The sequence below is a fragment of the Roseateles saccharophilus genome, from assembly GCF_004342485.1.
Classification (GTDB): domain Bacteria; phylum Pseudomonadota; class Gammaproteobacteria; order Burkholderiales; family Burkholderiaceae_C; genus Pelomonas; species Pelomonas saccharophila.
On the sequence record NZ_SMBU01000011.1, the window covers coordinates 51,751 to 77,727 of the forward strand.

The following is a 25,977-nucleotide window of genomic DNA, read 5'->3' on the forward strand; positions in this document are numbered from 1 at the left end:
CCGCCCGTCACCGGCGGGCTCTAGAGTTCACCCCATGGACACCCATTTCCTCGCGCCGCTGTTCACGCCCCGTTCCGTCGTCGTGTTCGCCGGCCCGCCCGACGAACCCGAACGCCAGACCCGCCAGGCCCGCGTGCTGCGCGCCGCGCTGCAGGCCGCGCCCGGCGCCAGCCCGCCTCAGTTCCTGCACGGCGAAACGACCGGCACGCTGGGCGAGCTGGCGCGCTCGCGGGCCGACCTGGCCGTCATCGCGCTGCCGGCCGACGAGATCGCTGCGGCGCTGGAGGTGGCCGGGCGCATCGCCTGCCGCTCGGCGCTGATCGTCAGCGACGGCATCGAGCCCGAGCAGGCCGCCCAGCTCAAGCGCATCGCCCGCCGCGAGGGCGTGCACCTGCTCGGCCCCAACTGCCTGGGCTTCCAGCGCCCGCACCTGAACCTGAACGCGAGCGCCGCCGGACCGCTGGCCGCCGAGGGCTCGCTGGCGCTGGTGTCGCAGTCGGGCGCGTTGACCTCGGCCATGCTGGACTGGGCGCAGCAGAACCACGTCGGCTTCAGCCAGGTCGTGTCCCTGGGCCCCAACGCGGCCGTGGACCTGGCCCAGGTGCTGGACTTCCTCGCCACCGACACGCGCACTCAGAGCATCGTCGTCTACCTGGAGGGCATCTCCAGCGCGCGCCGCTTCATGAGCGCGCTGCGTTCGGCCGCGCATGCCAAGCCGGTCGTCGTGCTGAAGGCCGGGCGGCGCAGCGCCGGCAACGAGGCCGCCCTCACCCACAGCCGCGCCATCGTCGGCAGCGACGACGTCTTCGACGCCGCGCTGCGCCGCGCCGGCGCGGTGCGGGTGCGCAGCTTCGTCGAGCTGTTCTCGGCCGCCAAATGCCTGGCCGCGCGCTACCGCCCGGTGGGCAAGCGCCTGGCCATCGTCACCAACGGCGGCGGCCCCGGCGTGCTGGCGGCCGACTGGGTCAGCGAGATCGGCCTGCAGCTCGGCAAGCTCTCGCCCGACGTGGCCCGCGCGCTGCAGCCCCAGCTGCCCGGCCTGGCCTCGTTGACCGACCTGATCGACCTGTCCGCCGCGGCGACGCCCGAGCATTTCCGCATCGCCGTGGAGGCTGCCGCCCAGGACCCGGCCATCGACGGCCTGCTGGCCGTCTACGCGCCGCAGATCGGCTCCGACGCCACCGAGACGGCCCGCGCCGTCGCCGCCGCCAAGGCTGCCACGGCGAAGCCGCTGCTGGGCTGCTGGATGGGCGACGCCTCGGTGCTGGAGGCACGCCGCGTGCTCAACGAGGGGTCGATAGCCAACTTCCGCACGCCCGAGGCGGCGGTGGGCGCCTTCGGCAACATCGCCAGCTTCTACGCCAACCAGCAGCTGCTGCTGCAGACGCCGCCGCCGATGTCCAGCCTCGCCCAGCCCGACGTCGAGGCCGCGCGCCTGCTGATCGAGAGCGTGCTGGCCGAACGCCGCCGCGCGCTGACCGAGATGGAGAGCAAGGCCCTGCTCGCGGCCTTCCACATCCCGGTCACTCAGACCGTGCTCGCGCGCAGCGCCAACGAGGCCATGATGCTGGCCACCCAGCTCGGCTTCCCGGTCGCGCTGAAGATCGACTCGCCCGACATCGCGCACAAGAGCGACGTGCAGGGCGTGGCCCTGAACATCCAGAGCGGCGCCGCCGCCCGCGACACCTACAACGAGATGGTGGCCCGCGTGAAGCGTCTGCAGCCGCAGGCGCGCATCAACGGCGTGACGGTGCAGAAGATGGCGCGCGCACGCCGTGGCCACGAGGTCTGCGTGGGCCTGGTGACGGACGAGGCCTTCGGGCCGACCATCGTCTTCGGCGCCGGCGGCACGATGATCGAGCTGATCGCCGACCGCGCGATGGAGCTGCCGCCGCTGAACCAGTTCCTCGCCCGCCGCCTGATCGAGCGCGCCCGCGTCGCCGAGACGCTGACCGAGGGCCGCGCCGGCGGCGCGCCGGCCGACCTGGAGGCGCTGGAGCGCGTGCTGCTGCGCGTCAGCGAGATGGTCTGCGAGTTCCCGCAGCTGCGCGAGATGGACATCAACCCGCTGATCGTCGACGAGCAGGGCGCCGTCGCCGTGGACGCGCGCGTCGTGCTGCAGCTGGGCCCCCAGGCCGGCAGCCCGCGCGCCTTCGACTACCCCCACCTGGCCATCCTGCCCTATCCGGCCCGCTTCGAGCAGGTCTGGCCGCTGGCCGGCGGCGGCGAGGTCACCGTGCGGCCGGTGCGCCCGGACGACGCGCAGATGCTGCAGGACATGGTGCGCCGCCTCAAGCCGGAGAGCCGCTACTTCCGCTTCGCCAGCGCGATCAAGGAACTTCCGCCCGGCCTGCTGGCGCGCCTGACGCTGATCGACTACGACCGCGAGATGGCCCTGGTGGCCGTCTGCTGCGAACGCACGGCGCGCGACGACGGCGGCTTCGACGAGTCGGAGCGCATCGTCGGCGTGTCGCGCATCATCACCAACCCCGACCAGACCAGCTGCGAGTTCAGCCTGCTGGTGGCCGACGACTTCGGCGGCAAGGGCCTGGGCTCGCGGCTGATGGAGGGCATCACCGACGCCGCGCGCGAGAAGGGCCTGCTCGACATCGAGGGCCTGGTGCTGAGCAACAACGCCGACATGCTGAAGCTGATGCGCGGCCTGGGCTTCACGGTCAAGCCGCATCCCGAGGAGCCGGACTTCAAGCTCGTGTCCCGCTCACTGCAAGGCTGACACAGAGAGCCCCTCGCCCAGTCTCGCCTCGCTGAACGCGGGCGAGTCCAGTCGGTCCCCCGTGGGGACGGCGATGCTTGCGGCATTGAGCCGCAAGCACATCGCCGGAGCGGGCCGGCTTGGGAGCGGCCCGGCGCTCGGCCCACAAAGCTCAGCCCAGCCGGGCAAGTCGCTCCGTCAGCAGCGCGAAGAAGCCGTCCGCGTCGGCATGGCGCAGCACCTGGGCGTTGGCGGGCAGCCCGGTCACGCCCCACCAGTCGATGACACTCATGCCGCGCGTCAGCTCGCTGTGCGTCTCGATGCGCACATTGCAGTCGCGGCTCATGAAGAGCTCGGGCTTGAGCAGGAAGGCGATCACGCAGGGGTCGTGCAGCGGGCCGCCGTCCTGGCCGTACTTCTCCTCGTCGTAGCGCTCGAAGAACTCCATCCAGGCCGCCACCACCGTACCGACGCGGTTGGGCAGCGCGCGGATGGCGGCGATGCGCGCGGCGGTTGTCAGCACTTCGTGCGTGACGTCCAGCGGCGCCATCGTGATCGGCACGCCGCTCGTGAAGACCTCGTGCGCGGCCTGCGGGTCGACATAGAAATTGAACTCGGCGGCCGGCGTGACGTTGCCGCCCTCGAAGAAGCCGCCGCCCATCAGCACGATGCGGCGGATGCGCGGCGCGATGTCGGGCGCGCGGCGCAGGGCCAGCGCAATATTGATCAGCGGCCCCAGCGGGCACAGCGTCACCGTGCCGGCCTCGCGCTCGCGCAAGGTCTGGACGATGAAGTCCACCGCATGGCGGCCGTCCACCGGCAGCATGGGCTCGGGCAGTTCGACGCCGTTCAGGCCGGTGTCGCCATGCACATGCTCGGCCGTGACCAGCGGCACGTCCAGCGGCCGGTCGGCGCCGGCGCAGACCGGCACGTCGCGCCGGCCGGCCAGCTCCAGCACCTTGCGTGCGTTCAGCGTCGTCAGCGCCAGCGGCACATTGCCGGCCACGGTGGTCACGCCGAGCAGTTCCAGTTCGGGGCTGGCAGCGGCCAGCAGCAGCGCGACGGCGTCGTCCTGGCCGGGGTCGGTGTCGATGATGATGGGCTGGCGATTCATTGGACGTCGGGCGCGATGTCGAGGTCGATGGCGCCGAACAGGCCGGCGCCCTCGGCGGTCTTGAGGTCCAGGTGCAGGCTGTCGCCGGCGGCCAGGGCCAGATCCAGCGCGCCGAGGGCGATGCCGGCCACCTGGCCGGCGCGCAGCGGGCGCAGCCGTGCCAGCCGGGCCAGCGCGGCGCCGGGCTGGGCGTCGATGTCGCGCACCTCCTGCCGGCTGCCGTTGTGCAGGCAGTGCAGGCGGGCCTGCAGCCGGCCGGCAGCCCAGCCGGCGCCGAGTTCATCGGGCGTGACGGCCAACGGCGCGAGCTGGGTGACGATCAGCTCGCCGGCTATGCGCCAGTCGACGGCCAACGTCAGCAGGCGCAGCGCGTCCAGCGCGGCGGCCGGGTCGCTGGCGGCGGCCAGGTCGCCAGCGATGGCCGCCAGAGCGGGCCGCCCCTCGGCCGGCGCGCGCAGCGGCTGGTGGGGTGCCGAGAACTGGCCGACGTCGCGCTGCACGCCGCCGTCGGCGTCGAGCACGGCCCAGCCGCTGGTGCGCGGCAGCGGCGCCACGCATTTGTCGGGCTCGAAGGGGAAGGCATGGCGCAGCTTGCCGTGGTTGAGCTGCACGGCCAGGTCTTCGAGCTGGGGGGCGACGAAACCCCAGTCGTCGAGGACCTGCTGCAGCCGCGTGGCGATGCCGGTGGCGTAGTGGGCCTGGGTCAGGTCGCGCGACACGACGACCAGATGGCCGTCGCGCGAGCCGTCGGCATAGCTGGCGAGTTTCATGAAGTGGTGTTCCAGCAAGGTCCGGGGTTGATGGCAGCATTGTGCGATGCGCGCCGCCCTGCCCTCCCCGCGCGCCGCCGCGCTCGCGCTGGCGGCCAGCCTGCTTGCCCACGCTGCGCTGCTGGGCGGCGAGCGTGCACGCGAAGATGCCAGCGCACGGCCTGCACGCGCCGTCAGCATCGCGCTGCTGCCACCGCCCGCGCCGCCCGTGGCCCTGCCCGAAGCCGCCGCAGCGCCACCACCGGCCGCCCGGCCTCGCACCACGCAGCCGGGCGAACGCCCGCCGCCGCCCGCCATCGCCGATGCGCCACTGGCCGAGCCGGACGCGCCGCTGCTGCGCCTGGCCGGCCCGGCCACCTGGCGCTACCGGCTGCGCCAGGCCGGCCAGGACGGCGAGGCCCTGCTGGACTGGCGCCCCGAGGCCGACGGCCGCTACAGCCTGCGCCTGACGCGCCAGGTCGGCGAGCGCGCGCTGCCAGCATGGGCGAGCCTGGGCCGCACCGGCGGCGCCGGCCTGGCGCCGGAGCGCTTCGCGCTGCAGCGCGGCGGCCAGGACCGCCAGGCCGTCAATTTCGACGCCGAGGGCCGGCGCGTCAGCTTCTCGGCCAGCCCGGCCCAGTTCGAGCTGCCCGAGGGCGCGCAGGACAGGCTCTCGTGGTGGCTGCAGCTCGCCGCCCTGGTGCAAGCCGCGCCGGCACCTGGCGGGCGCTGGCGCGTCTGGGTGGCGAGCCCGCGCGGCGAGCTGCGCGAATGGGTTTTCGACGCCGTGGACGCCGAGCCCGACGACGCCGGCACCCTGCACCTGCGCCGCCAGACACTGGGCCCGCACGACCCGGGCATCGAGCTGTGGCTGGACCCGGCCCGCGGCTACTGGCCGGTGCGGCTGCGCCAGGGCGACCCGGAAACCCGCGGTTTCGAAATCGGCCTACTGGAGGCTGCCCGATAGGGAAAGTCGCCCGCGCCGGGGCGAGTTGCAGGGCCAGGCCAGGCGCCGGCGAGGCGTGGGTCGGGGACCCACAACGAGCCGGCAACGCCGCATGGCCCCGCAAATCGCCCCGGCCCGAAGGGTTGGGCCTGGCAAGGGCGCATGCTGCGTTGCTCGTCGTTGCGGGCACGAGCCCGCGGCCTCCTCACGCCTTGCCTGCGCCCTTGCCAGGCCCAACGCGGGCGACTTTCCCTATCGGGCAGCCTCCCTTGTGAACTCCTGACGCTTCTCGCGCGTTGAAGGACCGGGGGATGACCCGAACTGCAGGGCCTTCTGCCAGTATCTCCATCGACCGGGCTTGAAAACCCGCTCCGCAACCGCAGCTGAAGCCACGAGGAGCACTCCATGCACATGCTTTACAACTCCGACAGCTTCATCGTCGTCCAGTTCGACGTGCCGACGGTCGAGCCGCAGACGGTGGCCGCCGGGCCGCAGCTGAACCGCGGCGGTTTCGAGATCGTCGACAAGTTCGCGCGCAAGGAGATCTTCATCGAGGGTGCGCTGGCGGAATCCTTCGAGCAGGGCGTGCAGGCCCTCATCAACGAAGGCGAGCCTTCCGAGGACGATCTGGACGCCTTCATCGAGCGCTATGCCGTGATGGGCCAGCAGCCGGTCGTGATGCACTGAACACTTCTGGACTGAACTTGCATTGATCTGCCGCCAAGCCTGATACAAGATGGGTTCGCGCCGGCCGCTCCGGGCCGCGCAAGGAGCCCATCGACATGGTGAAGCGAGCCGCCGCTGAGACAGCCCCCCGGGCCGCGGGTCGTGTGCTGCCCTCGCCCGGCCTGGACAGCGCCCCGGTGCTGGACCGCATGTGCTCGCAGTTCGTGCTGACGCTGACCGTCAAGCACGCCGGCCGCTTCAACCTGCGGCGCGATTTCAACGGCCTGCTGTCCTTCACCGGCCGCCACCTCGTCTGGCCCACGCGCGTGCTGCAGCGGCTGCGCGCCTACCTGGCCCAGCGCTGTGCCGGCAACGAGCTGTGGCGCGGCCACGAAGGCCTGAACGACGAAGCCTTCCTCGAGCGATTCGGCCAGTGGAGCGGGCCCTTCTCCGAGGGCACGCTGTTCTTCTACCTCGACGAATACGTCAAGGACGCGCCCAAGGACATGCTGGCCCTGCTGGCCACCACCTGCGAGCACCTGGACCGCCAGCTCAAGCGCGAGTCCACGCTGGTCGAGAAGAACATCGATGCGCTGGGCCAGCTGCTGCAGCTCAACCCGGCCGAGCGCGCCATCCTGCTCTACGGCACGCTGGCGCGCTACCAGCGCGAGCTGCGCGGCGCGCTGGTGGAGTTCAAGGTCAACACCGCCCAGGAGGCCTTCGCAGCCATCGCGGCGGTGGCCGGCGTGGACGAGCGCGAGGTGGCCGAGGCGCTGCGCGCCGGCTCGCGGCTGGAACGCATCGGCATGGTCGAAAACCTGATCTCCGAGCACAACATCACCGACCTCGCCGACCTGATGAAGGTCAGCGACCAGCTGCCGCCGGTGCTGATGCGCGAATACCAGGGGCCGCACGACCTGATGGCCGTGTTCACCCGCCCGGCCGCGCCGAGCACGCTCTCGCCCGGCGACTTCCAGTTCGTCGTCGAAGACCTGGACCTGCTGAAGGGCCTGCTGCGCCAGGCCGTCGCGACCCATGCCACCGGCGTCAACATCCTGCTCTACGGCCCGCCGGGCACCGGCAAGACCGAGCTGGCCAAGGTGGCCGCCGCTGCCGCCGGCCTGGACCTGTACGAGGTCGAGTACGCCGACCGCGACGGCAACTCGCTGTCCGGCCGCGACCGCTACCGCTCGCTGCAGATCAGCCAGGTCTTCCTGAAGGCCAGCGCCAATGTGGCCCTGCTGTTCGACGAGGTCGAGGACGTCTTCCCGCCGCTGTCCAGCGACACGGCCTCGCTGCTGAATCGGCTGGACGCCAGCGCCGAAGGCGGCATCGGCAACTCGGTCAGCGGCAAGGCCTGGGTCAACCAGATCCTCGAAACCAACCCGGTGCCGGTGATCTGGGTCACCAACCGCATCGAGCAGATCGACCCGGCCTTCCGGCGCCGCTTCCAGTACCACCTGGAGCTGAAGTCGCCGCCGCCCGGCGCGCGCAAGGGCCTGGTCGCGCGGGCGCTGGGCGAGGTGGCCGTCAGCGAGGGCTTCGTCGCCAAGCTGGCCGAACGCCCCGGCCTGACGCCGGCGCAGATCCGCACCGCGGTGCGCTTCGCCCAGCTGGCCGGCGGCACGGGCGACGCCGAGAAGCTCATCGAACGCCAGCTGCTCAACGCCGACAAGGCCCTCGGCCGCGACGACGGCGCCAGCCTCGCGCGCCCCTGCGTGACCCGCTATGCGCTGGATCTGCTGAACTGCGAGAGCCGCTTCGAGATCCCGCGCATCGTCGAGGCGCTGCGCCGCAAGGGCACCGGCCAGCTCTGCTTCTATGGCCCGCCGGGCAGCGGCAAGACGGCCCTGGCCGAGCACATCGCCCAGGCCCTCTCCCGGCCGCTGATGGTCAAGCGCGCCAGCGACATCGCCAGCAAGTTCGTCGGCGAGACCGAGCAGAACATGGCGCGCATGTTCGAGACGGCGCAGGCCGAAGGCGCCGTGCTGCTGCTGGACGAGGCCGACAGCTTCTTGCGCAGCCGCAAGCACGCCGAGCGCAACTACGAGGTGTCGGAGGTCAACGAGATGCTGGCCGGCATGGAGCGCTTCGGCGGCCTCTTCATCTGCACGACCAATCTCTTCGACGACCTGGACGAGGCCGCGCTGCGGCGCTTCGCCTTCAAGATCCGCTTCAAGGCGCTGAAGCCCGAGCAGCGCGCGGCGATGTTCGAGCGCGAGGCCGGCGCCGCGCCGACCGACGAGCAGCGCTCGCGGCTGGTGGCGATGGACTGCCTCACGCATGGCGACTTCGCCGCGGTGCGCCAGCAGGTCGAGATCCTCGGCGAGGTGTTCACGCCGGACGAGTTCCTGGCCCAGCTGGAGGCCGAGCATCGGGCCAAGCCCGAGGTGCGCGAAAGGCGCGGCATCGGCTTTCGGGCCGGCTGAGCCCTCAGCCGTCGACCGGCTGCGCCGGCGTGTCCAGCACGAGCTGATAGAAGCCCAGGTCCAGCCAGCGGCCGAACTTGAACGCGGCCTGGCCGATGGTCCCCGAATGCACGAAGCCGAGCTTGCGGTGCAGCGCGATGCTGCCCTGGTTGGCAATGTCGATGGCGCCCACCATCACATGCAGCTGCTGCTGCCGCGCTGCCGCGATGAGACGCTCCATCAGCAGCAGGCCCAGGCCCTTGCCACGCTGGTCCTTGTGCACATAGACCGAGTGCTCGACCGTGTACTTGTAGGCCGGAAAGGCGCGGAAGCTGCCGTAGCTCGCGAACCCGAGCAGGCGCCCCTGCTCGTCGACCGCGCCGATGACCGGGAAGCCGTTGGCCTGCTTGGTCCTGAACCAGCCGTCCATGGATTCGCGCGGCCGCGGCTTGTAGTCGTAGAGCGCGGTCGAGTTGAGGATGGCCTCGTTGAAGATGTCGAGGATGGCGTCGCCATGCGCCTCCAGCGTGCAGGCGATGAATTCCATGCGGTTCTCCTGGATCACAGGTGAAGGAAGTAGTAGGTCGTGGAGCACGGAGGCCCGTCCGGCATCAGCGCGTAGTTCGGGATGTCGCCGGAGCGCTGCCAGCCCGTCTTCTCATAGAGCCGCGATGCATCGCTGCCGGTGACGGTGTCGAGCACCAGTGTCGTGCGGCCCAGCGCCCGGGCCCGCGCTTCCAATGCACGCAGCAGCCGCTCGGCCACACCCTGACGCCGTGCGCGGCGGTGGACCAGCATCTTGCTGACGTCCGCCCGGTGCGGCTGGTTGTCGGGCATGTCGACGACGAGGGACAGCGTGCCGCAGATGCGGCCGGCCTCGTCCTCGGCGACGAAGAGGTGGCGATCCCCGGCCGCGACGGCGGCAGCGACGCTGCGCCAGAACGCTTCGCACCGGCCTGCAGGCAGCGGCAGCATGAAGCCCACCGACGCCCCGCCCTCGACGCAGTCGCGCAGCACCTCGGCCAGTTCATCGGCGCGGGTCAGCGCCTCGGCGCCGTCGAGTTCGCGGATGTTCATGGCCGGGCTCCGGTCAGCGCGACGAGATAGCGCGCCGGCTTCGCGCCGGGGTTGTGGAAGCGGATGGGCGCGTCCAGCCGCATCGCCAGGCAGTCGCCCGGATTCAGCTGCCAGAGCTCATCGCCATGGCCGATCTCCATGACACCGTCGATCATCCAGACGAGCTGGTGGATGTCCGCGCTGCGCTCGGCACTCTCGAAGGACACGCGCTGGCCGGCCGGGAAGACGACGTCCACCAGCTGCAGCGGCGACACGCCGGGCGGCGAGACATTGCGGCGGACATAGCCGGAGGCCGGGTCGCTCCAGACCGGCTGCTCGGCCACGCGGGCCAGCGGCGAGGGCGCCGCCGCCGGCGCGGGAGCTGCCTCGAACATCGAGGCGACGCTGACGCCCAGCGCCGACGAAAGCTTGTCCAGCACGACGGCCGTCGGGCTGCTCTGGCCGCGCTCGATCAGCGAGATATTGGAGCGGCTGACGCCGCTCTTCTGGGCCAGCGCGTCGAGGGACAGGCCGGCGGCGCTGCGCAGCTCATGCAGGCGGCGGCCGATGCGTTGGGTGAGGTCCATGCATTCCAGTTTACTGGAATTTCCCGTTTGATGGAATTTATATCCATCAAACTGGAATGGCGCGTTCCGCGGCCCGTCGCCAGGCCGGGTCGGGCCAGCGCCGCCCGAGGCGCCATGCAGCGTGGGTCAGCTTGATGACGTGCTCGTCGTCCTGGTCGCAGGCGGCGGAGATCAGGGCCGGCCAGGGGCGGCTGGGCTCCCGGTCCAGCCCCAGGGCCGGCGCGGCGCCGCTGGCGAGCAGGCCGGCCGCGGCGGCGACGCTGAAGCCGCGCGCCAGCTCGGGCGCCGGCCACCAGGGCTCGAGCACGCTCATCGCATGGCTGGCCGTCAGCAGGTGCAGCACGGTGAAGTTGCCGCTCGCGGCATAGGTGCGTGCGGCCAGCAGGGCGAGCTGGCGCAGCGTGTCGGGCCCATGGCGCAGGCGGCCGGCGACGGCGGCAAAGCCGGGCACCGTGCCCCAGGCCTGCATGCGGCCGGAGATCAGCGTGCCGGCCGGCCAGGCCGGGCGCGGCAGCCGGGCCAGCGCCTGCAGCCAGTCGGGCAGGTCGAGCGCCGGGCCGTCGACCACGGCGGGCAGAGGCAGGAAGTGCGCGGCCCAGTGGGCCAGGCCGGCGGCCAACTCGGCCTCGTGGCCGGCCAGCACCGCGTGGGCCGTGCGGATCAGGCCGTGGAAGGCGATGGCGCCAGCGCCCGGCAGCAGCAGGGTCAGCGCCTCACGCAGCGCCGCCGCCATGCCCTGTGCCTCGATGCGGCTGCCGAAGTGCATACGCCATGCGGCATCGCTGTCGGGCCGGCCCAGGTCGCGCTCGACGGCGATGCGCGCCGGGCGGCCCGCGCTGCGCGGCTCCAGCAGCGCCTCGCGGGCCTCGGTGAAGGCCTGCAGGCGCGCGGCCGAGGCACCCAGCTCCAGCAGGGCCTGCTGGGCCATGGGCAGGTGGTTGCTCAGGCCGCCGCGGTAGGTGGCGGACAGGGCCTGGCCGGCGTCCAGCAGACAGTGCAGCTGGGCGAGCGTGGCGGGCGCGGGGGTGGCGGTCTTGGTCAGCATGGGCGGGGCTTCCGTGGGAACATGGCGCCATGCTCGAAGTTGAAGTGGACTTGAAGTCAAGCGCCGCCCCGCTGACCATCGGCCAGTTGGCCCGGCGCGCTGGTGTCGCGACGAGCGCGCTGCGCTTCTACGAGGCCGAAGGCCTGCTCGCCGGCAGCCGCAGCGCCGGCGGCCATCGCCAATACCCGCGCCACGCGCTGCGCCGCGTCGCCTTCATCCGTGCGGCGCAGGCCGTGGGGCTGACGCTGCCGCAGATCCGGGCCGCGCTGGCCACGCTGCCGGATGGCCGCACGCCCACCAAGGCCGACTGGGCACGCCTGTCAGCCAGCTGGGCGCCGCTGCTGGATGCCCGCATCGCGGCCCTGCAGCAGCTGCGCGAGCGGCTGACCGGCTGCATCGGCTGCGGCTGCCTGTCGCTGAAGGCCTGCGCCCTCTACAACCCTCAGGACCAGGTCGCCGCCCAGGGCGCCGGCCCGAGGCTTCTGCGCATCGAAACGCCGTCTTGACCCATCACAACGGCGGCCATCCACTTCCCGGCGAAAATCCCCCGGGTTAACCCGTCACTTTCATCGCCATGAGTGCCTTCCACGAAGAAACCGTCCTGACCGTCCACCACTGGACCGACCGCCTGTTCAGCTTCACGACGACGCGCGACCAGGCGCTGCGTTTCTCCAACGGCCATTTCACGATGATCGGCCTCAAGGGCGAGAACGGCAAACCGCTGCTGCGCGCCTACAGCATCGTCAGCGCCAACTACGAGGAGAACCTGGAGTTCCTCAGCATCAAGGTGCCGGACGGCCCGCTGACCTCCAAGCTGCAGCACATCAAGCCGGGCGACAAGATCATCGTCGGCCGCAAGCCCACGGGCACGCTGCTGATCGACTATCTGCTGCCAGGCAAGAACCTCTACCTGCTGGGCAGCGGCACGGGCCTGGCGCCCTTCATCAGCATCGTGCGCGACCCCGAGACCTACGAACGCTTCGAGAAGGTCATCATCGTGCACGGCGTGCGCGAGGTGGCCGAGCTGGCCTACCACGACCATCTCACCGTGGACCTGCACCAGCACGAATTCCTCGGCGAGTTCGCGGCCGAGCAGCTGCTCTACTACCCCACGGTCACGCGCGAGCCCTACAAGAACATGGGCCGCATCACCGACCTGATCCAGACCGGCAAGCTGCAGGCCGACCTGGGCCTGCCGCCGCTGAACCCCGAGAACGACCGCATCATGCTGTGCGGCAGCCCCGCGCTGCTGAAGGACATGCAGGAGATGCTGGAGATCCGCGGCTTCAAGGAAGGCAGCACGACGACGCCGGGCGACTACGTCATCGAGCGCGCCTTCGTCGAAAAATAAGCCCCTCGCCCGGTCTTGCCACGCTGAACGCGGGCAAGCCCAGTCGGTCCTGCGGACCGCGCTGCGGCTTGGGCCGCAGCTCTTCGGCAGGCACATCGCGCCCACTGGGCGCAATGTGTCCGGCCTCAGCCCCCGCGGGGATGGCGATGCAAGCGGCATAGGGCCGCTTGCACATCGCCTGCGGGCCGGCTTGGGGCGGCCCTGCGCCAGTCCGCAGATTCAACCCGTTGCTGCCACCCCAATCTGCGGCCCGCGCGCATAGCGCCGCGCGACCGACGCGCAGACCATCAGCTGCAGCTGGTGGAACACCATCAGCGGCAGCACCAGCAGGCCCACGGCCTGGCCGGCGAACAGGATCTGCGCCATCGGCACGCCGCTGGCCAGCGTCTTCTTGGAGCCGCAGAAGACGATGGCGATCTCGTCCTCGCGGGAGAAGCCCAGGGCCCGGCTCAGCACCGTCAGCAGCGGCATGACGATGGCGAGCAGCAGCGCGCAGATGCCCAGCAGCGCCAGCAGCGTGGCCGGCGGCAGGTGCCGGTACAGGCCCTGCACCGTCGCCGCGCTGAACGCGCCGTAGACGATCAACAGGATGGTGCTCTGGTCGCTGACCCGCACCCAGGACTTGTGCGCTGCAACCCAGGGCCCCGTCCAGCGCTGCAGCACCTGGCCGGCGACGAAAGGCAGCAGCAGCGTGTAGACGATGCCCTCGAACGTGTGCCACGACAGTTGCGTCGCGCCGGACCCTGCCGACGCACCGACCCAGCGGCCCAGACCGGCCATCAGCAACGGCGTCAGCGCCATGCCGAGGATGTTGGACGTGGAGGCGCTGCACATCGCCGCGGCGACGTTGCCGCGCGCCAGCGACGTGAAGGCGATGGACGACTGCACCGTGGACGGCAGCGCGCAGATGAACAGCACGCCGAGGTAGAGCGTCGGCCCCACGAGCGGCTCCAGCCACGGGCGCAGTGCCAGGCCCAGCAGCGGGAACAGCACGAAGGTGGCCGCGAACACGAGCGCGTGCAGCCGCCAGTGCAGCAGCCCCTCCCACACGGCACGCCGCGACAGCTTGCTGCCCTGCAGGAAGAACAGCAGCGCGACGGCTGCCTCGGTCAGCACGTCCAGCGCCGCGACGCCCTGGCCGTGAACGGGCAGCAACGTGGCCAGCGCCACGGTGGCGATGAGCAGCAGGACGAGGTTGTCGGGAAGCCAGGCGGGGCGTTTCATGGCTGGGCATTGAAGCGGAGCCGGCGCCGATTGTGAAATGGATAGATCGGATGATTTAATCCACCAAACCAATCAATCGCCTGCCGGACCATGACCGCCCCTCACGTCACGCTGCGCCAGCTGCGCGTGCTGCTCGCCGTGGCCGAGCACGGCGGCTTCGGCCGCGCGGGGGACGACATCGGGCTGTCGCAGCCGGCCGTCAGCCAGGCCGTCCGCGGCCTGGAGGCGGCGCTGGGCCTCAGGCTGCTGGACCGCACGACGCGCGAGGTGGTGCTGAGCGCGGCCGGCCAGGCCCTCGTCGGCCCGCTGCGCCGCCTGCTGGGCGAGCTGGACGGCGTGCTCGACGAGGCCCGCGGCTCGGGCGCCGCGGCGCGCGGCATCGTGCACGTGGCCAGCGCACCGACGATCTCGGGCGGGCTGATGCCCCAGGTGCTGGCCGCGGCGCGGCAGCGCTACCCGGAGCTGCAGGTGCGGCTCAGCGACCAGCCGCAGCAACTCGCCGTCGAGGCCGTGCGCGAGGGCGCCGTGGATTTCGCGGTGCTGGTGGGCATCGAGGCGCCCGAGCCGGAGCTGGAACAGCAGGCGCTGTTCATGGAGGGCTTCGTGCTCGTCTGCCCCGCCGGCCATGCGCTGGCGAAACGGCGCCAGCTCGCGCTGGCCGAGCTCGCCGGCCAGCCGCTGGTGCTGCTGGACCACAGCTCCGGCAGCCGGCCGCTGATCGACCGCGCCTTCGCCCGTGCGGGCGTCGCGCCGCAGGTGGCCATCGACGTGGGCCACCCGGCCACGGCCTTCCGCATGGTGCAGGCGGGGCTGGGCGTGTCGGTGCTGCCGGCGCTGTCGCTGCCGCTGCCCGATGCCGGCGCGCTGTGCGCCGTGCCGCTCGAGCCGGCCTTCAGCCGCCAGGTGGTACTGGCCCGGCGCCGCCAGCGCTCGCTCGCGCCCGCGGCGCAGCGGCTGTGGGCGCTGATCGCCGAGCTGGCTACATGCCCTTGAACAGGTGGGTGTAGCTGCGGCTGACTTCGAGCTTCTCGGTCAGGCCCTTCACGCCGACGAGCTGGCGGCCGCGGAAGTCGCGGGTGATGCCGTCGATGGCGCGGGCATTGACCAGCGTGGAGCGGTGGATCTGCCAGAACAGCTGCGGGTCGAGCTCGTCCACCAGCTCCTTGATGGGCTTGCGGATCAGCGCCTCGACCTTGGCCGTCTGCACGCGGGTGTACTTCTCGTCGCTGATGAAGAACAGCACGTCCTCGACCGGGATCATCTGGATGGCCTGGCCGACGGTGGCCTGGATCCATTGCAGGTATTGCGGCTTGGCGGCCGGGTTCATCTGCGAGGACAGCTTGTGCAGCAGCTGCTGCAGCGGCATCGGGCCGGTGTCGGCGCCTTCCGCGCCCTCGCGCTGGGCCAGGCGCTTCTTGATGCGGGCCACCGTCAGCTGCAGGCGCTCGCGCTCGGCGGGCTTGAGCACATAGTCGGCCACGCCCTGCTCGAAGGCCTCGACGGCGTACTGGTCGTAGGCGGTGATGAAGACGATCTCGGGCACCAGCCAGTCGTCGTCGTCCGGCAGCTGCGCGATCTGGCGCGCGGCCTCCACGCCGGTCAGGCCGGGCATGCGGATGTCGAGGAAGACGAGGTCGGGCCTGTGCTCCTTCGTCAGCTCGACCGCCTCGAGGCCGTTCTTGGCCTCGGCCACGATCTCCAGCTCGGGCCAGACCTCGGTGAGGCGGCTGCGCAGCTGCTCGCGCATCAGTCGTTCGTCGTCGGCCAGAACGGCGCGGATGGGGGCATTGTTCATGGCCGGCGATGCTAGTTCAGACCACACCCGATTTGGCGCTCATCGAGCGGCGGCGGTTGCGCAACACGACGAAGAGCAGCAGGCCGAACAGGATCAGCGGCGAACCGAGCACGGCGCCGACGCCCAGCACGCCGGCCAGCACCATGGCCACCACGCCACCGACGATCAGCAGCGGCAGGGCCACGCCGAGCAGCAGCACCAGGGGCAGCACGACGGCGCAGACGACGCCGGCGACGAGCAGGCCGATGCCGGCGCCCAGCCAGTCGCCGAAGTCGCCGCTGCCGAGCGACAGCTCCTCGTCGTTCAGCACGATGTGCATGTCGGGGCCGCCGTGATGCAGCAGCGCGAAGCCACCGAACATCGCGGCCAGCACCATCAGCGCGGTGCCAATGAACAGGATCTTGAACAGGGTCTTCATGCTGCGGCTCCTTCGTCGTTGCGGCTGCGGTAGGGCACGGTGATGGTGACCACGGTGCCCGAGGGTTGGTTCTCGGTGACGGTGACGCTGGCGCGGTTGCCGTGCAGCAGCTGCAGGCGCTCGCGGATGTTGGCCAGGCCCACGCCGGTGCCGCTCGTCGCGGCACGGCCGAAGCCCAGGCCCGTGTCGGCAACCGTGACGGCCAGCTTGCCGTGCACGATCTCGGCCTTGACGGTCAGCTTGCCGCCCTCGGCCTTGGGCTCCAAGCCATGCTTGATCGCGTTCTCGACCAGGCCCTGGATCATCATGGGCGGGAACTCGGCCGACATCAGGCCCTCGGGCACGTCGATCTCGGTCTGCAGGCGCTCTTCCATGCGCACCTTGAGGATCTCGAGGTAGGGGCGGATGACGGCCAGCTCGCGGCCCAGGTCGCGCAGGCCGCCGTTGGCATTGGCCTCGCGCATCGTCGGCATGGAGGCGCGCAGCAGCGCGATCAGGTTGCGCTGCATCTGGCTGGCGCGCGGCGGGTCGGTCTCGATCAGGTGGTCGATGGACGCCAGCGTGTTGAACAGGAAATGCGGCTCGACCTGGGCCTGCATCGCGGCCATGCGGGCCTCGACGACCTGGCGCTTCAGGCTCTCGGCCTCGGCAGTCTCGGTGGCCTGCGCGGCCTTGACCTCGGCCTGGATGCGGCCCTTGTACATGGCCTTGATGACGGCCGAGGCCAGGATCCACAGAATGGCCAGGTCGACGAGGGTGTCGCCCAGCTGCACCACGGTCACGCGGCGGCGGCTCGGGGTGTCGGAGGCCATCTCGTCGGTGGCCGCCTGCAGCGCGGCCTGGGCCTCGGCGGCGGCGTCCTGGGCCGCCTTGGTGGCCTCGGCGTCGCGCTTGAGCTGGCCGAGCTGCTCCTTGGCCTGCTCGATGGCGGCGCGGATGTCCTCGGGCCTGGTGCTCTTCGGGAAGTCGATGGCGATGGCGGGAGCCTCGTCGGCCTTGGCCTCGCCGTCCTCACCGTCGGCGGCGCTGGCGGCCGAGGCGGCCGGGCGCACCGGCAGGATGCGCACGCCGCGTTCGTCGACCTTGATCTCGTAGTGGCTGCCCTTGTCGGCCTCCTGCCTGCTGCCGCTCTTCTCGGCCGCCTTGCGGGCCTGCTCGGCCGCCTTCCTGGCCTGGGCCTCGAGCCTGGCCTTGCGGGCCGAGGCGCCGCTGTCGCGCTCCTCGACCGTCTCGCTGATATGCCAGGTGAAGGGCGGCAGGTTCTTCAGCACGTTGACGCCGATCAGCAGGGCCAGCGCCAGCAGCACGAAGCGCTTCCAGCTGATGCCGACCAGCCAGCCCGCATAGACGTGGAAATAGCGCACCACGGCGGCGGAGAAACGCTGCCAGCGCTCGATCCAGAGCTGCTGCTGGGGGCTGGGGGTGAAGGAGGGAGTCATGGCTGCGAATCGTCGTTGGAAGCCACTGTACGCATGCGTTCCGCGCGGCGTGGTGCCGGAGCGACGCTCCGGCCGGGTCGGGGGACGAACTGCATGGGGGGGCGACAGGCCGTGAGTCCCGTTGTGACGCCCTCGTGGAGGCCTCGGCAATAGTTCACGGATCGCTGCCTCGCGGGCAGCAAAAAGCCCGCGCAAGGCGGGCTCGGGCAGGTGGGCGAGGCAGGTTTTACTGCTTGACGGCCTCGACCTGGATGACGATGCGGACGTTGTCCGGGATGCCCGGCACGCCGTAGTTGATGCCCCACTGGCTGCGCTGGATGGTGGTCTCGAAGTCGCCGCCGCAGACCTCACGCTTGAGCATCGGGTTCTCGTAGCAGTTGAAGCCGCTGGCGGTCAGCGTGACCGGGTTGGTCTTGCCGCGCAGCGTCAGCTCGCCGGTGACGCTGGCCAGCTTGTCGCCGTTGAACGTGAACTTGTCGCCGACGAACTTGGCCGTCGGGAACTCGGCGGCGGCGAAGAAGTCCTTGCTCTTCAGGTGGCCGTCGAAGGGACCGAAGCCGCTGGAGATGGAGTTCATGTCGAGAGTCACGTCGACCTTGCCGGTCTTGGCGGCCTTGTCCAGCGTGATCGTGCCTTCCTTCTTGTCCCAGCGGCCGCGGTTGGTGCTGGTGCCGAAGTGCTTGGCCTCGAAGAACACGGTGGTGTGCGTCGGGTCGATCGCGTAGGTGGCGCTCTGGGATTGCGCGGCGTCGACCGATGCCGGAGAAGTAGTGGCGTGGGCGAGGCCAGTCAAGGCAATCAGCGAGGCCAGGTACAGGGCTTTCTTCATCGGGAGGGTCTCCAGGGGGTGGGGGAAAATCGGTGGGATTACAGGCCGCTGAAGGCCAGCTTGAATTTGACGGTCACGTCGTTGGCGACCATCGACGTGTCGGCCCATTCGCCGTCGCCGATCTTGAAATCCAGGCGCTTGATGGCCACGCTGCCGCTGGCAACGCCGGACGCCAGCGTGATCGGCACGACGACGTCGCGCGTGGCGCCCTTGATCGTCAGCTTGCCGGCCACGTCGTACTTGCCCGGCCCGGCGGCCTTGATGCCGCTGGACACGAAGCTGGCGCGGCCGTTGCGCTTGGTGTCGAACCAGGGGGCGCCGGCCAGCTCCTTGTCGAAGCTCGGGTCGCCAAGGGACACGCTGCCGAGGTCGACCGCGAAGGCGATCTTGCCGGCCTCGGGCTTCTTGGCGTCGAAGTCGAGCTGGGCCTCGAACTTCTTGAACCTGCCATCGACGGGCACGCCCATCTGCTTGAAGGTGAAGCTCAGGTCGCTCTTGTCGGGCTGCAGCGTGGCGGCATGGGCAGCCACGGCGCCGGCGGCGAGCAGCAGGGCGGGGAGGAGTCGTTTCATGGTGTCCTTTCAGGCGCGGCCGGGCCACATGCGGGCGAGCAGGCCGTCTCGGTCGACGAAATAGTGCTTCAGCGCGGCGCCGACATGGGCCAGCACGAGGGCCGCCAGGCCATAGGCGGCGAGCTCGTGCAGCTCCTTGAAGAGGTCGGCCAGCGCCTTGTCCTTGGGCACGAAGTCGGGCAGCGGCAGCACGCCGAACCAGACGATGGGAAAGCCCGCCGCCGAGCTGTAGGCCCAGCCCAGCAGCGGCACGGCGAAGAAGGCCAGGTAGAGCAGGCCGTGCATTGCATGCGCGGCGCGCGCCTGCAAAGGCGGCATGGGGATGTCGGCCGGCGGGCGGTGCGTCAGGCGCCACAGCAGGCGCAGGGCCGACAGCGCCAGGATGCCGACGCCGGCCCACTTGTGCCAGTTGAAGAGCTTGAGCCGCAGCGGCGAGAACGGCAGGTCGGCCATGTACAGGCCCACGCAGAACGCGCCGACGATGGCCAGCGCGAGCAGCCAGTGCAGGACGATGGCGACGGAGGTGTAGCGGTTGGCAGGGCTCATGGTGGAAGGAGTGTGTGGCCGGCAGGCCCCAAAGCGGTTCACCGGCCTTGTTGCCAATGTTCAGCGATTTTGAATGCCACCGTGGCCGCCCCGCCGGGCGCCCTGGCGCGGCATCAGGGCATTCGCGCGCCCCCCCAACGCTCCTCGCTGCCACCCCAACCCAAACCGGTGACACTAGGGTTCAAGACGATTCAAAATGCAACCACTGGCCCGGCGCCGCCTGGGGGCGGGTCCGCGAGGCCGACAAGGGGGTGAAGTGTCCGACGCGATGTCTTCCAGCCGAAATCTGGGCGAAAGCTTCAACGAATATTTCGAGCTGTTGCCGGCACTCGACGACGCCAGCCGCGAAGCGGTCTTCCGCATCCGCCACGAGGTCTACTGCCGCGACCTGGGCTGGGAGCCCATCCGCGAGGACGGCCTCGAGCGCGACGCCTTCGACGCCCAGTCCGTGCACTGCCTGCTGCGCCACCGCGTCACCGGCGAGCCGGTGGGCTGCACGCGGCTGATCCTGGCCGACGCGGCCCATCCCGAAGCGCTGCTGCCGGTCGAGAGCAGCTGCGCCGCGGTGCTGGACCGCAGCATCGTCGACCCCGCGCAGCTGCCGCGCCGCACCGTGGCCGAGGTGTCACGCCTGGCCGTGATGCGCAACTTCCGCCAGCGCAAGGGCGAATCGCAGTCGGCCGCGACGGTCAGCGACGATGACTTCCAGTCGCGCGGCCAGCACGCGCGCTTCCCCTACATCCCGGTGAGCCTGTATTTCGGTGCGGCCGCGATCGCGCGCCGGCTCGGCCGCGAGCATGTGCTGGTGCTGACCGAGCCGCGCCTGGCCGCGCATTTCTCGCGGCTCGGCGTGCACATCCAGTCCATCGGCGGCAGCATCGAGCACCGCGGCCAGCGCGTGCCATCGCTGTTCATTACGAGCCGGTTCGCGCCCGGCCTGAGGCCGCTGATCCGGCCGCTCTACGACACGATCGAGCGCAGCGTCGACGCCTGCTTCGACGCCCACCAGGCTTGAGTCAGCGCTTCCCGACGAGGAAGACGCCACCCAGCACCAGCAGCGTGCCCAGCGCTATCCACGCGTTCATCGGCTCGCCGAGGATGAGAAAGCCCATCAGGATGGTGCTCATCGGCCCGACCATGCCGACCTGAGCCGACAGCGGCGCGCCGATGCGGGCGATGGCCAGCATCAGCATCAGCACGGGCGCCACGGTGCAGGCCGTCGCGTTCAGCAGCGACAGCCACAGCACCGGTTCGGCCACCCAGGCCGCCGACAGCGGCCGCAGCAGCGCGAACTGCGCGATGCACAGCCCGCAGGCCACGCTGCTCGCCAGGCCGGTCAGGCGCAGCGCGCCCAGGCGCTGCACGACCCGCCCGCTCAGCGCCAGGTAGACGGCATAGCTGACCGCGCTGCCGAACACCAGGGCCGCACCGATGGCCGTGCCCATGCCCTCGAAGTGCAGCTCGTGCGCGAACACGGCGACGACGCCGGCATAGCTGACGACCAGGGCCAGCAGCTGGCGGCGCTCGATGCGGTGGTGAAAGAACGCCGCCGAGATCAGCAGCACCAGCGTCGGGTTGAGGTAGAGGATGAGCCGCTCGAGGCTGGCCGTGATGTAGGCCAGGCCGGCGAAGTCCAGGAAGCTGGCGAGGTAGTAGCCCGAGAAGCCCAGCACGGCGATGTCGCGCCAGTCGCGCGCGCCCAGCCGCGGCTGGTTGCGGCCCGCCCACCAGGCCAGCGCCAGGAAGAAGGGCAGGGCCAGCAGCATGCGCCACATCAGCAGCGTCACCGCGTCCACGCCGTGGCGGTAGGCCAGCTTGACGATGATGGCCTTGCCCGAGAAGCCGATGGCGCCCAGCACCGCCAGCAGCAGGCCGGGCCACAGGCGCTGGCCGCCTTTCACGGCACCCGTCACAGCAGGCCGTAGGCCGAGCGCAGCCGCGCCGCCGTGCCGTTGAGCTCGAGGGCGCGCATCGCCGCGGTGATGCGCGCCAGCCGCTCGGGCGCCAGGCCGGGCGCATGGGCAAGCAGCTCGGCGTCGGCATGGAAGACGGCCGGCAGGATGCGCACGCGGTCCTGCAGGCCCTCGGCCTCGACGAGGTGGCGCAGCGTCGCGTCGGCCTGGTAGAAGAAGCGGCCCCGGCCACCGAGCAGCTTGCGCAGGTTCTGCAGATTGTCGGCCGCGCCGGCATCGACGATGAGGCCGGGCTGCTCGGCCAGGAAGCTCAGGCAGCCGGAAGCCCGCGTGGCCAGCACGACACCCTGGGCGCCCAGGGCGCGGATGTCGTCGAAGCCGCGCACGTCGATGCGATCATCCGCGCGCACGGCGACCTGGTGGCGCACGTTGTAAAGGGCCGGCGCCTCGACGAAGCCAAAGCGCGCGGCGCGCTCGCGGGTCTTCAGCAGCGCGAAGAACAGGTCCAGCCGCTCGGCCGCGAGGTCGGCCTCGACGCGCGCCATCGGCAGCGCCTCCTCGAGGCCGGTGAGCTGCAGGGCGGGGTCGACGCGCTGCAGGGCCCGGATGTAGTCGACGCAGAAGTCCGGCGGGCCGTCGCCGCCGACATTGCACTTCAGCACGGCGCCGGCCCGGGCCGATGCCCGCGGCGATTCAACGGCGCCGGCCCGCGCGGCGGCCAGGGCCAGCGGGGCGGCAAGCAGGGAGCGGCGGCGCATCATGGCGGCGCAGAGTCTAGGGCGGCCATCCTGCGCGCGCCGCGAAGCGAGGGCCGACGAAAACCGGGGGCTTGGAGGGCGTGCCCGGCTCAGGCATCGCCCTCCCGGGCCGGGATTTACATCCTGGCCAGCAGCCCGTCCCACTTGGCCCTGGCCGCCTTCTCATGGCGGGCCTTCACACGGCCGTAGCCGCGGATGTCCTCCGGCACGCGGGCCAGCTCGACGGCCGTCGCCAGCGACTCGGCCGTGAGGCCGGCCAGCGCCTTGTCGATGCCGGCACGGTAGTCGCCGATCCAGCGGCGCTCCATCCGGCGCTCCTCGCTGTGGCCGAAGATGTCGAAGGCCGTGCCGCGCAGGCCCTTCATCTTCGCCAGCAGGCCGAAGGCCGGACGCACCCAGGCGCCGAAGGGGCGCTTCACCAGCTCGCCCTTGTCGTTCTTCTTCGCCAGCAGCGGCGGCGCGAGATGGTGGACCAGCTTGTAGTCGCCCTCGAACTGGGCCGCGATCTTGTCCGTGAAGGCCTTGTCGGTGTGCAGGCGGGCAACCTCGTACTCGTCCTTGTAGGCCATCAGCTTGAACAGGTAGCGGGCCACCGCTTCGGTCAGCTTGGTCGTGCCGCCTAGCTTCGCTTCTGCGGCACGCACCTTGTCGACGAAGGCCTTGTACTCGGCCGCATAGGCGGCGTTCTGATAGCCGGTCAGGAAGTCGACGCGCTTGGCGACGATCTCGTCCAGGCCCTGGCGCTTGACGAGCTGGATCACCGCTTGCGCCGCATACAGGGCCTGCACGGCCTTCAGGTCGTGGGCGCAGCGGCGGCCCCATTCGAAGGCGGCCTTGTTGTTGTCGATCTGCACGCCGTTGAGCTCGATGGCGCGCATCAACGCGTCATAGCTCAGCGGGATGCGGCCCTGCTGCCACGCATAGCCCAGCATCAGCGGGTTGGTGTAGAGCGAATCGCCCAGCAGCTTGACGGCCACTTCCTCGGCATCGAAGGCGCCCAGGTGATCCTGGCCCACGGCCTTGCCCAGGGCCTGCTCGCAGGCCGCGCCGGGGAAGCTCCAGTTCGCGTCGTTGACGAGGGTCGCCGTCGGCGAGCCATGCGTGTTCAGCGCGACGAAGGTGCGACCCTCGCGCATGACGGCCAGCGTGCTCTTGTTGGCGGCCACGATGGCGTCGCAGGCGATGACGAGGTCGGCCTCGGCCGTGCCGACCTTGGTGCAGTAGATGGCCTCGGGCTGGTTGGCGATCTGGATGTGGCTCCAGGTCGCGCCGCCCTTCTGCGCCAGGCCCGCGGCGTCCTGCGTGATGACGCCCTTGCCCTCCAGGTGGGCCGCCATGCCCAGCAGCTGGCCGATGGTGATGACGCCCGTGCCGCCCACGCCGGCGACGACGATGCCCCAGGCCTCTTCCGCGTTCGGGATGACCGGCAGCGGCAGCACGCCCAGCGCCGCGTCGAAGGGGCTCTTGCGGCCTTCCTTCTTGGGCTTCTTCAGCTCGCCACCCTCGACGGTGACGAAGCTGGGGCAGAAGCCCTTCACGCAGGAGTAGTCCTTGTTGCAGGTGTTCTGGTTGATCTGGCGCTTGCGGCCGAAGTCGGTCTCCAGCGGCTCCACGGACAGGCAGTTGGACTGCACGGAGCAGTCGCCGCAGCCCTCGCAGACCAGCTCGTTGATGACGACGCGCTTGGCCGGGTCCACCATCTTGCCGCGCTTGCGGCGGCGGCGCTTCTCGGTGGCGCAGGTCTGGTCGTAGATGATGACCGTCGTGCCTTCGATCTCGCGGAACTGGCGCTGGATGCTGTCCAGCTCGTCGCGGTGGTGCACGCTCACGCCGGGCGCCAGCGCCACGCCCTGGTACTTGGCCGGCTCGTCGGTGACGATGACCAGCTTCCTCACGCCCTCCGAGATCACGCTGTTCATGATCTGGATGACGGTGTGGCCCTCGGGGCGCTCGCCGACCGTCTGGCCGCCGGTCATCGCGACGGCGTCGTTGTAGAGGATCTTGTAGGTGATGTTGACGCCCGACGCGATGCTCTGGCGGATGGCCAGGCTGCCGCTGTGGAAGTAGGTGCCGTCGCCGAGGTTGGAGAAGATGTGCTTCTCGTTCGTGAACGGCGCCTGGCCCGTCCAGGGCACGCCCTCGCCGCCCATCTGCGTGAAGGTGGCCGTGTTGCGGCCGGGCATCCAGGTCACCATGTAGTGGCAGCCGATGCCGCCGACGGCGCGGCTGCCATCCGGCACGCGCGTCGAGGTGTTGTGCGGGCAGCCGGAGCAGAACCAGGGCGTGCGGTCGGCGCCGCCGGCGGTCTTCTCCTCGGCCTTGAGGGACGCCTCCTTGGCATCGATGACCGCCAGGCGCGCGTCCAGGCGGGCGCGGATGTCGCTGTCCACGCCCAGCTTCTTCAGGCGCTTGGCGATGGCGCGGGCGATGATGGCCGGCGTCAGGTCGGCCTGCGGGCGCAGCAGCCAGTGGTCGCTGGGGTTGGGCACGCTCCACTCGCCACCGTCGGCGTCGCCGGCGTCGAACTTGCCAAGCACATTGGGGCGCACGTCGGCGCGCCAGTTGTAGAGCTCTTCCTTGACCTGGTACTCGATGATCTGGCGCTTCTCCTCGACGACCAGGATCTCCTGCAGGCCCTTGGCGAACTCGCGCGCCACTTGCGCCTCCAGCGGCCAAACGACGTTGACCTTGTGCAGGCGGATGCCGATGCGGCGGCAGGTGTCGTCGTCCAGGCCCAGGTCATGCAGCGCCTGGCGCGTGTCGTTGAAGGCCTTGCCGCTGGTGATGATGCCGAAGCGGTCGTTGGGGCCTTCCAGCACGTTGTAGTTCAGGCGGTTGGCGCGGATATAGGCCAGGGCCGCGTACCACTTGAAGTTCATCATCCGCGACTCCTGCTCGAGCGGCGGATCGGGCCAGCGGATGTGCAGGCCGCCCTCGGGCACGACGAAGTCCTCGGGCAGGATGATGTTGACGCGGTCGGGGTCGACGCTGACCGAGGCCGAGGATTCGACGATCTCCTGGATGGTCTTCATGCCGGCCCACAGGCCCGAGAAGCGGCTCATCGCGAAGGCGTGCAGGCCCATGTCGAGGATGTCCTGCACGCTGCTCGGGAAGAAGGTCGGGAAGCCGACCGCCTTGAAGACGTGGTCGCTCTGGTGGGCGGCGGTGGAACTCTTGGCGATGTGGTCGTCACCCGCGATGGCGATGACGCCGCCGTGCTTGCTGGTGCCGGCCATGTTGGCGTGCTTGAACACGTCGATGCAGCGGTCCACGCCCGGGCCCTTGCCGTACCAGAGGCCGAACACGCCGTCGAACTTGGCCTTCTCGGGAAAGAGGTCCAGCTGCTGCGTGCCCCAGACGGCGGTCGCGCCGAGCTCCTCGTTCACGCCCGGCTGGAACACGATGTTCTGCTTGGCCAGATGCTTCTTGGCCTGCCACAGCGCCTGGTCGTAGCTGCCCAGCGGCGAGCCGCGGTAGCCGCTGATGAAGCCGGCCGTGTTCAGCCCCGCCATCGCGTCGCGCGTGCGCTGCAGCATCGGCAGCCGCACCAGGGCCTGCACGCCGCTCATGAAGGCGCGGCCGTGGTCGAGCGCGTATTTGTCGTCGAGCGTGACGGTCTGAAGGGCCTTCAGGATGTGCTCGGGTAGCGGGGCGTTCATCGATGGTTGCTCCTGGGAGGTGGCGGGCGCCGCCGCCCTTGTGAGGCGAGGCGCGGGCTGATAAGCCAGTGTGGTCCAACTTGGCTCGACCGGCCAGTGTAGGAAAAGCGGGGCGCGGGGTGCTTTCTCTTTCACGCCGAATCTGGCCGCCTTCGGCAAACTCCTTGCTCAAATATGGCGTGAAAATCA

At 70.5% G+C, this 25,977-nt stretch carries 24 protein-coding genes; 8 read left to right on the forward strand and 16 right to left on the reverse strand.

Annotation, left to right across the window (positions count from 1 at the left end; all coding sequences use genetic code 11):
* Positions 1-34 precede the first annotated feature (34 nt).
* Positions 35-2,734 carry a bifunctional acetate--CoA ligase family protein/GNAT family N-acetyltransferase gene (locus EV671_RS11550; protein ID WP_132571467.1) on the forward strand — a complete coding sequence of 900 codons (2,700 nt, stop codon included), beginning with the start codon at positions 35-37 and terminating at the stop codon, positions 2,732-2,734.
* A gap of 151 nt (positions 2,735-2,885) precedes the next feature.
* On the opposite strand, the gene EV671_RS11555 is transcribed toward EV671_RS11550, so the two are convergent.
* Positions 2,886-3,827, reverse strand: a complete 942-nt coding sequence (locus tag EV671_RS11555) for a nucleoside hydrolase (RefSeq protein WP_132571468.1) — start codon at positions 3,825-3,827, stop codon at positions 2,886-2,888.
* A complete protein-coding gene (locus tag EV671_RS11560) occupies positions 3,824-4,597 on the reverse strand; it encodes a fumarylacetoacetate hydrolase (RefSeq protein ID WP_132571469.1) in 774 nt (257 codons plus the stop codon). The genes EV671_RS11555 and EV671_RS11560 overlap by 4 nt, the downstream gene beginning before the upstream one ends.
* 46 nt (positions 4,598-4,643) lie before the next feature.
* Here EV671_RS11560 and EV671_RS11565 point away from each other — a divergent pair, with 46 nt between their 5' ends.
* The 3 genes from EV671_RS11565 to EV671_RS11575 all read left to right on the forward strand — a co-directional run bounded on the left by EV671_RS11565 (position 4,644) and on the right by EV671_RS11575 (position 8,617).
* Positions 4,644-5,543 (forward strand): hypothetical protein, encoded by a 900-nt coding sequence (locus EV671_RS11565; protein WP_132571470.1) that lies wholly within the window; start codon positions 4,644-4,646, stop codon positions 5,541-5,543.
* A gap of 384 nt (positions 5,544-5,927) precedes the next feature.
* A complete protein-coding gene (locus tag EV671_RS11570) occupies positions 5,928-6,209 on the forward strand; it encodes a BTH_I0359 family protein (RefSeq protein ID WP_132571471.1) in 282 nt (93 codons plus the stop codon).
* A 95-nt stretch (positions 6,210-6,304) separates the two neighbouring features.
* Complete coding sequence (locus EV671_RS11575; protein ID WP_132571472.1) at positions 6,305-8,617, forward strand: ATP-binding protein; 2,313 nt, start codon at positions 6,305-6,307, stop codon at positions 8,615-8,617.
* A gap of 4 nt (positions 8,618-8,621) precedes the next feature.
* On the opposite strand, the gene EV671_RS11580 is transcribed toward EV671_RS11575, so the two are convergent.
* From EV671_RS11580 to EV671_RS11595, 4 genes are read right to left on the reverse strand one after another with little or no spacing between them, the layout of a single operon-like run.
* Complete coding sequence (locus EV671_RS11580; protein ID WP_132571473.1) at positions 8,622-9,143, reverse strand: GNAT family N-acetyltransferase; 522 nt, start codon at positions 9,141-9,143, stop codon at positions 8,622-8,624.
* A 14-nt stretch (positions 9,144-9,157) separates the two neighbouring features.
* The gene (locus EV671_RS11585; RefSeq protein ID WP_132571474.1) at positions 9,158-9,673 is read right to left on the reverse strand and encodes a GNAT family N-acetyltransferase; all 516 of its coding nucleotides are present in this window, start codon (positions 9,671-9,673) and stop codon (positions 9,158-9,160) included.
* Complete coding sequence (locus EV671_RS11590; protein ID WP_132571475.1) at positions 9,670-10,239, reverse strand: helix-turn-helix domain-containing protein; 570 nt, start codon at positions 10,237-10,239, stop codon at positions 9,670-9,672. The genes EV671_RS11585 and EV671_RS11590 overlap by 4 nt, the downstream gene beginning before the upstream one ends.
* A 46-nt stretch (positions 10,240-10,285) precedes the next feature.
* Complete coding sequence (locus EV671_RS11595; RefSeq protein ID WP_132571476.1) at positions 10,286-11,284, reverse strand: questin oxidase family protein; 999 nt, start codon at positions 11,282-11,284, stop codon at positions 10,286-10,288.
* A 29-nt stretch (positions 11,285-11,313) separates the two neighbouring features.
* On the opposite strand from EV671_RS11595, the gene soxR reads away from it, so the two are divergent.
* Positions 11,314-11,790 (forward strand): redox-sensitive transcriptional activator SoxR, encoded by a 477-nt coding sequence (soxR, locus tag EV671_RS11600; RefSeq protein ID WP_132571477.1) that lies wholly within the window; start codon positions 11,314-11,316, stop codon positions 11,788-11,790.
* Between the two features lie 68 nt (positions 11,791-11,858).
* Complete coding sequence (locus EV671_RS11605; protein ID WP_132571478.1) at positions 11,859-12,635, forward strand: ferredoxin--NADP reductase; 777 nt, start codon at positions 11,859-11,861, stop codon at positions 12,633-12,635.
* A 219-nt stretch (positions 12,636-12,854) separates the two neighbouring features.
* Here EV671_RS11605 and EV671_RS11610 read toward each other — a convergent pair whose 3' ends face one another.
* Positions 12,855-13,859, reverse strand: a complete 1,005-nt coding sequence (locus EV671_RS11610; protein ID WP_132571479.1) for a bile acid:sodium symporter family protein — start codon at positions 13,857-13,859, stop codon at positions 12,855-12,857.
* 90 nt (positions 13,860-13,949) lie between these two features.
* On the opposite strand from EV671_RS11610, the gene EV671_RS11615 reads away from it, so the two are divergent.
* Positions 13,950-14,852 (forward strand): LysR family transcriptional regulator, encoded by a 903-nt coding sequence (locus EV671_RS11615; protein ID WP_132571480.1) that lies wholly within the window; start codon positions 13,950-13,952, stop codon positions 14,850-14,852.
* Here the strand turns inward: EV671_RS11615 and EV671_RS11620 are convergent.
* The 6 genes from EV671_RS11620 to EV671_RS11645 form a co-directional block, all read right to left on the reverse strand.
* Positions 14,839-15,654, reverse strand: a complete 816-nt coding sequence (locus EV671_RS11620) for a LytR/AlgR family response regulator transcription factor (protein ID WP_132571481.1) — start codon at positions 15,652-15,654, stop codon at positions 14,839-14,841. The genes EV671_RS11615 and EV671_RS11620 overlap by 14 nt on opposite strands.
* Before the next feature lie 16 nt (positions 15,655-15,670).
* The gene (locus EV671_RS11625) at positions 15,671-16,072 is read right to left on the reverse strand and encodes a hypothetical protein (protein WP_132571482.1); all 402 of its coding nucleotides are present in this window, start codon (positions 16,070-16,072) and stop codon (positions 15,671-15,673) included.
* Complete coding sequence (locus EV671_RS11630; protein WP_132571483.1) at positions 16,069-17,511, reverse strand: sensor histidine kinase; 1,443 nt, start codon at positions 17,509-17,511, stop codon at positions 16,069-16,071. The genes EV671_RS11625 and EV671_RS11630 overlap by 4 nt, the downstream gene beginning before the upstream one ends.
* 226 nt (positions 17,512-17,737) lie before the next feature.
* Positions 17,738-18,340 (reverse strand): YceI family protein, encoded by a 603-nt coding sequence (locus tag EV671_RS11635; RefSeq protein WP_132571484.1) that lies wholly within the window; start codon positions 18,338-18,340, stop codon positions 17,738-17,740.
* Between the two features lie 38 nt (positions 18,341-18,378).
* Positions 18,379-18,912: a YceI family protein gene (locus EV671_RS11640; RefSeq protein WP_132571485.1), complete on the reverse strand. Its 534-nt coding sequence runs from the start codon at positions 18,910-18,912 to the stop codon at positions 18,379-18,381.
* Between the two features lie 9 nt (positions 18,913-18,921).
* Positions 18,922-19,458 (reverse strand): cytochrome b, encoded by a 537-nt coding sequence (locus EV671_RS11645; RefSeq protein ID WP_132571486.1) that lies wholly within the window; start codon positions 19,456-19,458, stop codon positions 18,922-18,924.
* 268 nt (positions 19,459-19,726) lie between these two features.
* Between EV671_RS11645 and EV671_RS11650 the strand changes: the two genes are divergently transcribed.
* The gene (locus EV671_RS11650; RefSeq protein WP_132571487.1) at positions 19,727-20,473 is read left to right on the forward strand and encodes a PEP-CTERM/exosortase system-associated acyltransferase; all 747 of its coding nucleotides are present in this window, start codon (positions 19,727-19,729) and stop codon (positions 20,471-20,473) included.
* Between the two features lies 1 nt (position 20,474).
* Here the strand turns inward: EV671_RS11650 and EV671_RS11655 are convergent, their stop codons facing one another.
* From EV671_RS11655 to EV671_RS11665, 3 genes are all read right to left on the reverse strand, one after another.
* Positions 20,475-21,359 carry a DMT family transporter gene (locus tag EV671_RS11655; protein WP_243655691.1) on the reverse strand — a complete coding sequence of 295 codons (885 nt, stop codon included), beginning with the start codon at positions 21,357-21,359 and terminating at the stop codon, positions 20,475-20,477.
* Between the two features lie 8 nt (positions 21,360-21,367).
* Entirely contained in the window at positions 21,368-22,132 is a 765-nt protein-coding gene (locus EV671_RS11660; protein ID WP_132571488.1) for a type 2 periplasmic-binding domain-containing protein, read from the reverse strand.
* A gap of 113 nt (positions 22,133-22,245) precedes the next feature.
* On the reverse strand, positions 22,246-25,788 hold the full coding sequence (locus tag EV671_RS11665; RefSeq protein WP_132571489.1) for an indolepyruvate ferredoxin oxidoreductase family protein: 3,543 nt from the start codon (positions 25,786-25,788) through the stop codon (positions 22,246-22,248).
* Positions 25,789-25,977 lie beyond the last annotated feature (189 nt).